The following is a 12,877-nucleotide window of genomic DNA, read 5'->3' as shown; positions in this document are numbered from 1 at the left end:
GTTACAGATTGAGACGAACAGAATTGCTCTTTCCGAAGAATCTAAATCTGTAACACGTAGCCCGCTTTTGACCGTCTACCTGTTACAAATCGAGACAAACGGAGTAGGACCTAACCCCGTATGTCCCTAACAGTCGAGCGTTCGACCAGCGTACTCGGCACATGAATCGCCTCGATAGACGAGCTCTCTCCAATCGCCGCCTCAAACGCAAGCTTACCGACACCGCGCAAATCAAATCGCAGCGTCGTCAGTCGATTGTGAGGAACAAGTCCCTCGAGTGCGTCGTCGATACCAACCACGCTCACGTCGTCGGGCACGGACAGGCCCGCGTTCTCGAGCGCGGCGATAACGCCCAGCGCCATCTGGTCATTTGCCGCAAGCACGGCAGTCGGCGCCTGCGACCCGCCGGCAAGCACCTCGGCCGCAATCCGCTCGCCCATGGCGTACCCACTGTCCGCACTCCAATCGCCACGCAGCATCGGAGCGGCATCGACATGAGCACGACCCAGCGTATCGCGCCAACCGGCCTCACGAAAACGCGAGGAAATCGAGTTTTCCGGACCCGCCACAAACCGCATATTCGAGTGACCATGTTCCAGCAGATAATTGGTCAACAGCTCGCACGAACCATACTGGTCGGAGTCGATCGTCGTGCAGCGCGGATGCGCATACATGGACAGGATGACCGTTCGCACTCCCGGCTGGGGAACAAACTCCTCAAAATCGGGAGCCATGCGGTTCATGTTGAGAATCATGCCGTCGACGGGTCGCTCGACCATGCGGCGCGAGGCATCGGCAAGTGTATAGGGCTTGTCGCCGCCCATCTCGATCATAGTGACGGCAAAATCGTGCTCGCGCGCCGCTTGCATGATACCCTCGAGCGTCGCCAGGTTACCGACACGTGTGATGTTGTACATGCACAGGCCAATAGAACGATACGACCCGCCGCGCAACGCCGCTCCAGCAAAATTGGGACGAAAGCCCAGCTCTTCCATGGCGGCCAGCACACGCTTGCGCGTCTTTTCCGTCACGTTGGGCATACCGTTGACCACGCGAGACACAGTCTGGCGGCTCACGCCAGCGAGCGCCGCAACCTCTGCCGCGCTCGCCGAATGACCATTCCTTGTCTGCTGAGCCATGCCTTCCACGCTAACCTGCTTCCCAACTATTCCCCGCGCCCATGGCGCATCGTACATACATCGATAACGTGCTCATGATACCCGAGCCATATACCACAACATGAAAACTTCTGTCAATCAAAACCGCTTACCGAACAAATACAACCGTTCGCGGCTGTTTGAAGTTGTTTTGTTTCTATACATCCCAGCCGGATGTTAACGTGCTCATTGTCAAATGTTCACGTGCTCATTTTGGTTCTAATCATTTTAAGATAGTGTTTATCGGGCTTTTTCACCGCTGAACGCTAACCAGGGAGCCTCCTGAGCGCAAACGCACAATATCGAACAGCGAGACGAGAGGGTGTATGCATATGTCTTTGCTAAACCGCGTACAGCAGCTGCCGAAGGGCTTTGTTTGGGGCGCCGCAACCGCCGCGTACCAAACGGAAGGTTCCACGAAGGTGGCAGGCAAGGGTAAGACCATGTGGGACGATTACCTTGTCGCCCAGGGTCGCTTTTTGCCCGACCCGGCCAGTGATTTCTACAACCGCTACGAGGAGGATATCCGCCTTTCTGCCGAGCATGGACTCAACGCCATCCGTGTGTCCATCGCCTGGACCCGCATCTTCCCCAACGGCGACGATGCCGAGCCCCTCGCCGAGGGCGTTAAGCACTACCACGAGCTGTTCGCCTGCTGCAAAAAGTATGGCGTCGAGCCCTATGTGTCCCTGCATCACTTTGACTCCCCCGCCGCCCTGTTCAACCAGGGCGACTGGCTCAACCGCAAGACCGTCGACGCCTATGTGCGCTATGCCGAGTTCTGCTTCCGCGAGTTCCGCGAGGTCAAGAATTGGTTCACCATCAACGAGCTCATCAGTCTCTCGCACTCCCAATACATCCAAGGCAACTTCCCGCCCAACCATCACTTTGATGTGACGAGCGGCATCCAGAGCCAGCACAACGAGCTCGTTGCCCACGCCCGCGCCGTCAACCTGTATAAGGATCTTGACGAGACCGAGCACCTGGGCGGACGCATTGGCATGGTCAACGTCCTGACGCCGGCATATCCTGCCACAGACTCGCCCGCCGACCAGCACGCCGCCGACCTGTACAACGCCTTCTACACCGACTTCATCATGGACGGCGCCTTCCTGGGTCACTACTCCGCGCGCACCCTCTCACTCATCAACGAGATTCTGCGTGCCAACAACGCCACGCTTACGGTTGAGGACAGCGACATGGAGGAGCTCGCCAAGGCGGCGCCCCGCAACGATATGTTCGGCCTCAACTACTATCAGTCGGCGTTTATCGCCGCCTACGATGGCGAGTCCACCAACAGCTTTAACGGCACCGGAGACAAGGGCACCTCGTGCTTTAAGTTTAAGGGCGTCGGGCAGCAGGTCGATATGCCGGGTATCCCCACCACCGACTGGGATTGGCTCATCTACCCGCAAGGCCTCTACGACACGCTCAAGCACATCAGCGCCACCTATCCCAACCTCCCCGTCATCTATATCACCGAAAACGGCCTGGGCCACAAGGACCCCGAGCCCGACGCAAACGGCATCGTCGCCGATCCCGAGCGCATCGACTTTGTCGACCAGCACATGGAGAAGGTGCTCCGGGCGCGCGCCGAGGGCGTCGACGTCCAGGGCTACTTTATCTGGAGCCTGCAGGACCAGTTCTCGTGGGCCAACGGCTATAACAAGCGCTACGGCCTGTTCTACATCGACTTCGACACGCAAAAACGCTACATCAAGCAGTCGGCACTCTGGTACAAGGAGCTCGCCGACACTATGGCGGACGCGCAGTAGCGCATCGCCTCGCTTTCCCCCGAGAAGGGAGCGGCCCTATGCGATACAAACCCAGCCGCTCCCCTCTCTCCCCCTGGGACCGACCCCGCCTGCACCCGGGCTTTTAGCAAGCGGGAGACCATATAGGTTTTCAACGTCCATGCCATTAAGATTTCATGCAAAGAGGAGCGTGAACTATGGAATCGATCGTTAAGTTCTTGGAGAAAGGTCAGCCGTACTTCGACAAGGTCTCTAAGAACATCTACCTTCAGGCCATTAAAGACGGCTTTTTGGCAGCAATGCCCATCATCCTGTCTTCTTCTGTCTTCCTGCTTATTTCGACCCTGCCGGGCGTTGTCGCCACGGTCGGCGGCTTTACGCTGCCCGACTGGTGGAACGTCGACGTCGTGAACTTCTGCAACAAGGTTTACAACTTCACGATGGGCGTCGTGGGCATCATGGTCGCCGGCACCACCGCAAGCGCGCTGACCGGCTCCAAGAACCGCCGCATGCCTGCCGGCAAGGCCATCAACGCCACGAGCACCATGGTCGCCGCCATGTGCGCTATGCTCATCTTGGCCGTTACCCAGACGAGTGCCAAGATCGACGGCGCCGATGTCTCGGTGTTCTTTACCGACAACATGGGCACCAAGGGCCTACTGAGCTCCTTTGTCGCCGCATTTGCCACGGTCAACATCTATGCCTTCTGCATTAAGCGAGACATCACCATCAAGCTGCCCAAAGAAGTCCCCGGCGCCATCGCCCAGAACTTCCGCGACATCTTCGCCTTCAGCTTCTCCATCCTGTTTGTCGCCGTCATCGACGTTATCTGCCGCACCTGCTTGGCCGTCCCGTTTGCCAACGTCATCTCCACGCTGGTGAGCCCGCTGTTCGCCGCTGCCGATTCCTACGCCGGCCTCGCCCTCATCTGGTTCATGATCCCGCTGTTCTGGTTCATGGGCATCCACGGCCCCTCGGTCGTTAAGCCTGCCCTCAACGCCGCGCTGTTTGGCAACATCACCACCAACCTCGCCACGCTGCAGGCCGGCGGTCACCCCGCCCTCGCCCTGACCGAGAACTTCGGTAACTACATCGGCGAACTCGGCGGCACCGGCGCCACGTTCATTGTCCCGATCATCTTCCTGCTCTTTATGCGCTCCAAGCAGCTCAAGGCCGTCGGCAAAGCCTCTGTCGTACCCGTGATGTTCGCCGTCAACGAACCGCTGCTGTTCGCCGCGCCCATCATCCTCAACCCGTACTTCCTGATCCCGTTCCTGTTTGCCCCCGTGGCCAACGTCCTCATTGGTAAGTTCTTCATCGACTTTTTGGGCATGAACGGCTTTATCTATGCCATGCCGTGGGCACTCCCCGGACCGATCGGCACCTTCATCGACACCAACTTCCAGCCGATCTCTCTGGTCCTGGTTGTCGTCCTGCTGGTCGTTGACTTCTTAATCTACTACCCGTTCTGCAAGGCCTACGACAACGTCCTGTGCAAGCAGGAGGCCGAGACCCTGGCCGAAGAAGAGGCCGAGGAGACCAAGGCCGTCAAGACCGCTGCCGCCCCCGCCGTTGAGGCTCCTGTTGTCGAGACCGCTTCTGCCACCGAGGCCTCCGCAGCTCCGTCCGCCCTTAAGGGCAAGGATCTGAGGGTTCTGGTTCTGTGCGCTGGCGCCGGCACCTCTGCACTGCTCGCCAACGCGCTTAAGGAAGGCGCCGACGAGCTGGGCATCGACATTACCGCCAACGCCGGTGCCTACGGCAGCCACTACGCCATCATGGACCAGTACAACGTCATCGTCCTGGCTCCGCAGGTTCGCACCTATTACAACGAGATGAAGGCCGACACCGACCGCCTGGGCATCACGCTGCTGTCGCCCAAGGGCAAACAGTACATCGACCTCACTAAGGATCCCAAGGGTGCCGTCGCCTGGATCGAGGAAAACCTCAAGGCATAAGACGCTGACGCCACCTGCCGCTCGCAGACAAAAAATGGCCCATGCATCGATGCGTGATGCGCGGGCCATTTTGTTTAGACCGCACCCGCCCTCCTGTTCATCTCAATCTGTAACATCTAGCCGAGTTTTTGGATCCTAGCTGTTACAGATCGAGGTGAACGCACAGGCCAAGCCAAAAATCTCAATCTGTAACATGTAGACCGCTTTTGACCGCTTAGATGTTACAGATCGAGACAAACAGATGGGTCAATCCAATCAATCTAGATCTGTAACACCTGGCTGGTCATTTCACTCCTAACTGTTACAGATCGAGACAAACGGAATAAGCCGGGCCGAATTGTCTAAATCTGTAACATCTAGCCGAGTTTTCGGGTCCCACCTGTTACAGATTTAGACGAGCAGGCCGAGCACGTCTACGCCCGCAGATCCCTTACGCTGGAACGCTCGACCAACACGCCCGAGACGAGCGTACGGCTTCTGGAGCTCGGGGCTTCCAGACCTGCGACGACCTCGTTAAGCGCACGGATGCCCAGTTCGCGGTGGCGAAACTTCACCGACGTCAGAATCGAGTTGGGAATCGTCTTGTAGAGCTCATCGTCGAAGCCGATCACGGACACGTCGTCGGGCACATTGAGCCCTTTGTCACGTAGAGCCATCATCACGCCGTTTGCCATGCAGTCGTTAGCAGCGAGGACCGCCGTGCAATCGGGCTTATCGGCAAGCACAAGGCCCGCGGCATAGCCACTATCCGCATTCCAATCGCCTTGCAGAGGCTCGGGCGGCTCAATGCCACGTGCCTCGAGTGCCGCTCGCCAACCTTTCATACGGCACTGGCTCGACAGTGACTCTTTCTTACCAGAGACGAAGTACACGTTCTTGTGCCCGTGGTTCAAGAAGTACTCGCACGCCATGCGCGCGCCGCCCTCTTGGTCGTCACTGACGGTAGAGCAGGTAGGATGTTCCATCGGTGTGATAATCACCGTCTTGAGGTCTTTCGGCGCCTCAAAGGTATCAAAGTCATCGACCATCTGGCGCAGGTTGAAAATCATGCCGTCGACGGGGAGCTGCGACATCCTACGCGCCGCTTCGGCAAGGGTCATCTTCTCCCCCGCCCGCTTTTTGATCATCGTAAGAGCAAAGCCTCGCTCTTCGGCGGCATCGGCGATACCGTCGATCATGTCCACGGCACCGCCCGACAAGTGGAACAGCACGACGCCGATGCACCCGTAACGGCCCAACTTGAGCGAACGCGCGGCAAAGTTGGCTCGAAACCCGAGCGCCTCCATGGCCGAATGAACCTTATCGCGTGTCGACTCTCGCACGCTATCGGGCTCGTTGATCACACGCGAAACCGTCTTGAGAGAAACACCCGCGGCAACTGCCACATCGTTCATCGAGACATTTTTCTTGTCCATCGTTGCCACTGCTTCTCCGCTCGGTTCTCTATCGCTTGTTTTTTGTGTTCTAGCATATACTACCTGCCTGACTGATAAATCAACCGTTTACCGGACAATATCGACCACTCACCCGTATATCCTTGTTGCTCTTCCAAAAATGTCTTACGTTGTCATTAACGAAATGACAACGTTGTCATTTCGCAATGCCTTCCTTGAGCAGGAAGGTTTCCGGGCAGTCCTGACCATCCATCGACGACCAGTTCCATCCACATGCATCGCGCATCAAGTAGCAAAGGAGCTCTATGGACGCCATCGTAAAGATGCTCGAAAAGCATCAGCCGTTCTTTGAGAAGATCTCGAGGAACATCTACCTCCAGGCTATTAAGGACGGATTCCTTGGGTGCATGCCCATCGTCCTCACCTCTTCGATCTTTCTGCTCATTGCCACCCTTCCCGGCGTAGTCGGTATCACGCTGCCCCAGCCGCTCATCGACTGGTGCAACAAGCTGTACAACTTCACCATGGGCGTCATGGGCATCATGGTTGCCGGCACCACTGCCAAGAACTTTACGGCTTCCATGAACCGTCGCATGCCCGCCGGCAAGGTGCTCAACGACGGCTCCACCATGGTGGCCGCCCAGTGCAGTATGCTTTTGCTCGCCGTTACGCAGTTCACCACCAAGTTCAACGGCTCCGAGCTTTCGGTCTTCGACTGCACCAGCATGGGTACGCGCGGTCTGTTCTCGGCCTATATCGCCGCGTTCATCACCGTGTGGGTCTACAAATTCTGCGTCTCGCGCGATCTGACCATTAAGCTGCCCAAGGAGGTCCCGGGCGCCATCGCTCAGAACTTCCGCGACATTATCCCCTTTGGCGGCGCTGTCATTATCTGCGGCATCATCGATGTGGTTGTGCGCAACCTCATGGGCGTTCCGTTCTCCGAGCTGCTCATCAAGCTGCTCTCCCCGCTCTTCACTGCGGCAGAAACCTATCCTGGCCTCATCCTTATCCAGGCAGCCACCGCGTTCTTCTGGTTCATCGGCGTCCACGGCCCTTCGATTGTCCAGCCGGGCATCGACCCCATCCGTCTTGCCAACCAGGCCGAGAACCTGCAGGTTCTGCTGGCCGGTGGCCACCCCGCCCACTCCCTCACCTTTAACATGTCGCTCGTGGGTGAGTTCGGCGGCACTGGCGCTACGTTCATCGTGCCGCTTCTGCTGATTCTCTTTATGAAGTCCAAGCAGCTCAAAGCCGTCGGTAAGGCCTCGATTGTTCCTGTTGCCTTTGCTGTCAACGAGCCGCTGCTCTTTGGCGCGCCGATGATCCTTAACCCCTACATGCTCATCCCCTTTGTTGCCGCCGGCTGCGTCAACGTGAGTGTTGCCAAGTTCTTTATCGACAATGTGGGCATGAACGGCTTCTCCTTCGTGGTGCCTTGGGCTACCCCTGCCCCCATCGGCATCTTCATCACCACAAACTTCCAGCTTATCGCCCTGGTGTTTGTTGCAATCATCATCTTGCTGGACGCTATCATCTACCTGCCGTTCTTGAAGGCATACGATAAGCTGCTCTGCGACCAGGAGGCCGAGCGCGCCGCCGAGCTGGGTCTCGAATCCGATGGTGCTGCCACCATCGCTGCCAACGCCCCTGCGCCCGCTGTCGAGCAGACCGCCGCTGTCACCGCTTCCGTCGAGCCGACCGCCGCTGTCACCGCTTCCGTCGAGCCGACCGCCGCTGCCGCCGACAGCAAGCCTGTCGCCGATCAGCCCGAGCCCGCCGCCGACGCATCCGCTAAGAAGGACGTCGACGGTCTGAAGGTCCTCGTCCTGTGCGCCGGCGCCGGCACCTCTGCCATGCTTGCCAATGCCATCAAGGAAGGTGCTGCGCAGACCGGAGAGAACATCGCTTCCTCCGCAGGCGCCTATGGTCAGCACACTGCCATCATGGATCAGTACGACGTCATCGTGCTCGCCCCGCAGGTTCGTAGCTACTACAACGACATGAAGGCCGACACCGATCGTCTGGGCATTAAGCTGCTCGCTCCCCGCGGCAAGGAATATATCGACCTTACCCGCGACCCCGCTGGCGCCATTAAATGGCTCCGCGAGAACCTCGACTAGGTTCCTCCCTCTGTTGGTGCCCGGATCCCCAGTTCGGGCACCGCTCCCTATTCGTATCCCACAGAAAGGATGACTCATGACCAACCCCATGCAGTTCCCCGACGGCTTTGTGTTTGGCGGCGCCACCGCTGCTTACCAGGTTGAGGGCGAGACCCGTACGCACGGCAAGGGCAAAGTGCCCTGGGACGATTTCCTGGCTGCTCAGGGTCGCTTCTCCCCCGATCCCGCGAGCGACTTCTACAACAAGTACCCGGTCGATATCGACCTGTGCCAGCGTTTCGGCATCAACGGTATCCGCGTCTCCATCGCTTGGAGCCGCATCTTCCCCAGCGGCACTGGTGAGATTAACCCCGAGGGCGTCGCCTTCTATCACGAGCTTTTCGCCACCTGCAACAAAGCTGGCGTTATCCCCTATGTCACGCTCGATCACTTCGATACGCCCGAGGCCTTTTACCAGAACGGCGGCGAGGGCTTCCTGACGCGCACGACGATCGACGCCTTTGTCGAGTACGCCAAGTTCTGCTTTGCCGAGTTCACCGAGGTCAAGCACTGGTTTACCTTTAACGAGATTCCCGCGACCGCCGAGGGCAGCTTTATCGTCGGCAACTGGCCGCACGGCGAGAAGTATCGCCTGGACAAGGCCTTCCAGCTCATGCACAACATGATGGTGGCCCACGCCAAGGCTGTCGTCGCCTTCCATGAGGGCGGCTTTGAGGGCGAGATCGGCATTGTCCAGAACCTGGAGCCCAAGTATCCCCTCGATCCCAACAGTGCTGCCGACTGCGAGGCAGCTCGCATGGCCGATGTCATCAACAACCGCTGGGTGCTCGACGCCACTTTCCGCGGCCACTATGCAGCCGACACCATGGAAGCCGCAACCAAGCTGGCCCATATCGCCGGCGGCGAGCTCGACGTCCGCGACGAGGACATCGCCGCGCTGACCGCCGCGCTCCCCTACAACGATTGTCTGGGCGTCAATACCTACAAGTGCCAGTTCCTGCGTGCCGCCGAGGGCGAAAACGACATCAACCACAATGGCACCGGCGACAAGGGCTCCTCGCGCTGGTTCCTCAAGGGCGTGGGCGAGTCATGCGTGCGCGAAGGCGTACCCACCACCGATTGGGACTGGATCATCTATCCCGAGGGTCTCTACGACCTACTGCTCCGCATTAAAAACGATTACCCCAACTACAAGAAGATCTACATCACCGAGAACGGCATGGGCTATAAGGACGACTTCGAGGATGGCTTTATCGACGACGCCCCTCGTATCGACTACATGCGTCAGCATCTCGCGTGGATCCTCAAGGCAATCGACGGCGGCGTGAACGTCGACGGTTACTTTGTGTGGTCGCTGCAGGACCAGTTCTCCTGGACCAACGGCTACAACAAGCGCTATGGCCTGTTCTACATCGACTTTGAGACCCAGAAGCGCTATCCCAAGGCGAGCGCGTACTGGTACAAGAACGTCGCGGAGACCGGCCTGCTCATGGCCTAACTTCAGCCGCGTATCCCCTGTCGGCCGCATACGAATCCCTCCACGGGTTCGCATGCGGCCTTTTTGTTTTTGGTGAGCCCGAGCAGGCCGTTTATCTCGATCTGTAACATCTAGCAGGGATTTTCAATCCTAACTGTTATAGATTTAGACGAACGGGCGACCAGGGCTGAAAGATCTCAATCTGTAACACGTAGCCCACTTTTAACCGTCTAACTGTTACAGATCGAGACAATAAGATAGTCAAATCCAAACTTTCCAAGCAGTTATGAAGCATGGTTTCTAGTTTTCGGTATCACGAACATACTTTCGGTATCATTTAATGGTATTATGATATCGAAAGTGTGTTCGTGATACCGAAAGGAGCCGCATGCGCCAGTTCGATTACACCACAGTCCCAGCGGAACTCGAAGCAACTCCAATCACCAACCTCCTCCTCTCGATACGCGAGCATAAAGGCCGTCAGCTTGCTCTGAGTCAAGTCAAACCCGAGCTTCTATCGTCCCTAATGGAGGAGGCTAAGATCCAAAGCACCCGATCCTCCAACGGACTTGAAGGAATTGTTACCACCCAAAAAAGACTCAAAGCGATCATGGCGTATTCCGCCAAGCCAAGCTCCCGCGCAGAGGAAGAAATCGCTGGATACCGAGATGTGCTGTCGCTTATTCACGAGCAACACGATTCCATTCCCGTATCGCCATCGGTCATTCTGCAGTTGCATCGTGACCTCATGGCGCACACGGCAATCTCGTATGGAGGCCATTGGAAAGATGGCGATAACGAAATCGTCTCCATTGGCGATCAAGGTAATCGATTTGTGCGCTTTAGGCCCCCTTCGGCTCTAGCAACCCCGGGACTTATTAAAGAAGCCTGCCAGTCCCTCAACGATGCTTTATCTCGCCAAGTTTGCGATCCCCTCCTTATATCGCTCCGCTTTATCTTCGATTTTGTTAGCATTCATCCCTTCAACGATGGCAATGGCAGGATGAGTCGGCTCCTTACAACGCTGCTGCTCGAAAAGACTGGATACGACGTTGCGCGTTACATCAGCATCGAGCGACTTATTGAAGACAACAAAGCGCTTTACTACAACGCCCTCGCTGCAAGCTCCACTGGATGGAATGAAAATCAAAACACCGAAGTACCCTTTATCCGTTTCATGCTCGGAACAACCCTGGCCGCCTACCGACAGCTCGAGCAGCGTACCTTAATTGAATCAAGCACTCGTCCCATGTCGAAGCAAGCGCGCATCGCTGTTCTATTTCAACAGAGACCCGGCGTCATTAAGAAATCCGACATCCGGTCCAACTGCCCCGATATCAGCGAGGTAACCGTTAAACGAACCCTCGGTCAGCTTGTTAGTTGCAGCGCAATCGAAAAAACAGGAGCTGGTCGTTCGACGGGCTACATACTCAAAGACGCCCATGCTCTAGAACTATTCTTACAAGCCACAATACCCGATGGCGAGGCCGCAATAACAAAAGAGGCTCCAAAGGATAAACTCCTTGAACGTGTAAACCACGCCGAGGATGAAAGCAGAGAAGGGCTCTATGAAGACTACGATTCATTCTCAATGGACATAAAGACGAAATACGGAGTCTAGTCATATCTCAGAATAGCCTCATCCTTGTTGCCCAAAGTCATTTACGCGTCATTTTAAAGCGGTACCCCTGCGCCGGCAGGGGGGGGCAGAAGTATCGCCTGCCGATCTTGCTGGAATCGGCGATCAGATAGCGCGAGTCGGCCTTGCTAAAGGCGAGCTGCTGGATGCGGCCCTCGTCCATGTTGGACGTAGACACGTCGCCGTCCAAAATGCCGTTTGCGCCGATAAAGGCTGCGTCGATCCCCAGTGCGCGCAGGGTATCCTCGGCCATGGGGCCCACAAAGGCGGCGGTGCGGCGACGGTACATGCCGCCCACCGGGCACAGCTCGCAATCCTCGCGCGCCTCGAGCAGGCTAAAGGCCGAAAGCGAATTGGTCACATAGATGGAAGACAGTTTGTCGGTGACTCGGAGAGCGCCAATGCGATCTCACGACGGTTGCGCGCATTGTCTCAATTAGATACTCAACGAAATACGGCCCCGCAGCTCAATAAGCTGCGGGGCCGTACCATACACCGACGAATCAACGACGAAGTGCATCCACTATTTGGCCAGCTCCTGAACGATCCAGTCAATTGCACCTTCGGGATCGTTGGTAAGGTCGATATACTCCTTGCCCCTTGTGGTGAGCAGTTTAATTCCAAGGCGATCGGTATCGGCCTTCATAGCGTCATAGTACATGCGTGCCTGGGGCGCCAGAACAATCACGTTGTACTGATCCATCGTCTCATAGTGGCTTCCGTACGCACCGGACTGAGAAACCAGATCGATACCCTTAGCAGCGGCACCTTCGCGAAGAGCATTTGCCAAGAGAGTCGAAGTGCCGGCACCCTGGCAAAGCACAAGCACGCGGATCTGCTCCGCCTTGTCCTTTACCGCCTCGAGAGCTTTTGCGACATTTTCCTGTGCGGCAATAGCATCTGCATCCGAGGTTCCTGCAGTCTCCTTTGCAGACTCTTCCAAACAAAGCTGATGGTCATACGCCTTGCAGAACGGATAGTAAATCACAAAGTCGACGACCAACAGCACTGCCATCAATACGAGAGAACGCAGATCGAGACCCGTGGTGAGGAACGCACCAATTGGGCCGGGAAGCGCCCACGGCATGGTATACATGGGGGCGTTCATTCCAATGACGTCAATGAAAAATTTACCGATAATGGCGTTGACCATAGGAGCCACTAGGAAGGGCACGAACATATAGGGATTGAGAACAATCGGCATACCGAAGATAACGGGGTCGCGCGCGCAGACGTGGTGTAAGAGCGTCCTGAGGTCCGTCGCTGCAAGTCCCGATGTTACTCCTTCTTGAGGCCGTGCTTCTCGACTATCTCGTCCACTATCTCCCTGGCGCGCCGCCCGAGCGCGCGGCGCCTCCCCTCCGTCGGGGCCGGC

9 protein-coding genes are annotated in these 12,877 nt (G+C 57.1%); 5 read left to right on the top strand and 4 right to left on the bottom strand.

All coding sequences use genetic code 11. From position 1 onward, the window contains the following. Positions 1-110 precede the first annotated feature (110 nt). Entirely contained in the window at positions 111-1,139 is a 1,029-nt protein-coding gene (locus AB5Z14_RS00045; RefSeq protein ID WP_055310566.1) for a LacI family DNA-binding transcriptional regulator, read from the bottom strand. Between the two features lie 350 nt (positions 1,140-1,489). Here AB5Z14_RS00045 and lacG (AB5Z14_RS00040) point away from each other — a divergent pair, with 350 nt between their 5' ends. Together lacG (AB5Z14_RS00040) and AB5Z14_RS00035 are read left to right on the top strand one after the other, a co-directional pair. Then, the gene (gene lacG / locus AB5Z14_RS00040; RefSeq protein WP_055310581.1) at positions 1,490-2,932 is read left to right on the top strand and encodes a 6-phospho-beta-galactosidase; all 1,443 of its coding nucleotides are present in this window, start codon (positions 1,490-1,492) and stop codon (positions 2,930-2,932) included. Positions 2,933-3,108: 176 nt separating this feature from the next. After that, positions 3,109-4,869 (top strand): PTS lactose transporter subunit IIBC, encoded by a 1,761-nt coding sequence (locus AB5Z14_RS00035; protein WP_006234821.1) that lies wholly within the window; start codon positions 3,109-3,111, stop codon positions 4,867-4,869. 413 nt (positions 4,870-5,282) lie between these two features. Here the strand turns inward: AB5Z14_RS00035 and AB5Z14_RS00030 are convergent, their stop codons facing one another. Continuing rightward, on the bottom strand, positions 5,283-6,284 hold the full coding sequence (locus AB5Z14_RS00030) for a LacI family DNA-binding transcriptional regulator (protein ID WP_195919826.1): 1,002 nt from the start codon (positions 6,282-6,284) through the stop codon (positions 5,283-5,285). Positions 6,285-6,568: 284 nt separating this feature from the next. Between AB5Z14_RS00030 and AB5Z14_RS00025 the strand changes: the two genes are divergently transcribed. From AB5Z14_RS00025 to AB5Z14_RS00015, 3 genes are all read left to right on the top strand, one after another. Further along, positions 6,569-8,386, top strand: a complete 1,818-nt coding sequence (locus tag AB5Z14_RS00025) for a PTS lactose transporter subunit IIBC (protein ID WP_368129812.1) — start codon at positions 6,569-6,571, stop codon at positions 8,384-8,386. Positions 8,387-8,462: 76 nt separating this feature from the next. Further along, a complete protein-coding gene (gene lacG / locus AB5Z14_RS00020) occupies positions 8,463-9,884 on the top strand; it encodes a 6-phospho-beta-galactosidase (RefSeq protein WP_197032106.1) in 1,422 nt (473 codons plus the stop codon). Between the two features lie 367 nt (positions 9,885-10,251). Next, complete coding sequence (locus AB5Z14_RS00015) at positions 10,252-11,484, top strand: Fic family protein (protein ID WP_368129811.1); 1,233 nt, start codon at positions 10,252-10,254, stop codon at positions 11,482-11,484. Positions 11,485-11,521: 37 nt separating this feature from the next. On the opposite strand, the gene AB5Z14_RS00010 is transcribed toward AB5Z14_RS00015, so the two are convergent. Continuing rightward, the gene (locus AB5Z14_RS00010; RefSeq protein WP_368129810.1) at positions 11,522-11,863 is read right to left on the bottom strand and encodes a sugar phosphate isomerase family; all 342 of its coding nucleotides are present in this window, start codon (positions 11,861-11,863) and stop codon (positions 11,522-11,524) included. 162 nt (positions 11,864-12,025) lie between these two features. Further along, positions 12,026-12,655: a PTS sugar transporter subunit IIB gene (locus AB5Z14_RS00005; protein ID WP_368129809.1), complete on the bottom strand. Its 630-nt coding sequence runs from the start codon at positions 12,653-12,655 to the stop codon at positions 12,026-12,028. Positions 12,656-12,877 lie beyond the last annotated feature (222 nt).

Source organism: Collinsella aerofaciens, from assembly GCF_040910265.1.
GTDB classification, from domain to species: domain Bacteria; phylum Actinomycetota; class Coriobacteriia; order Coriobacteriales; family Coriobacteriaceae; genus Collinsella; species Collinsella aerofaciens_BK.
The sequence above is the reverse complement of the archived record's forward strand: the minus strand, read 5'-3'. Positions and strand labels throughout refer to the sequence as shown.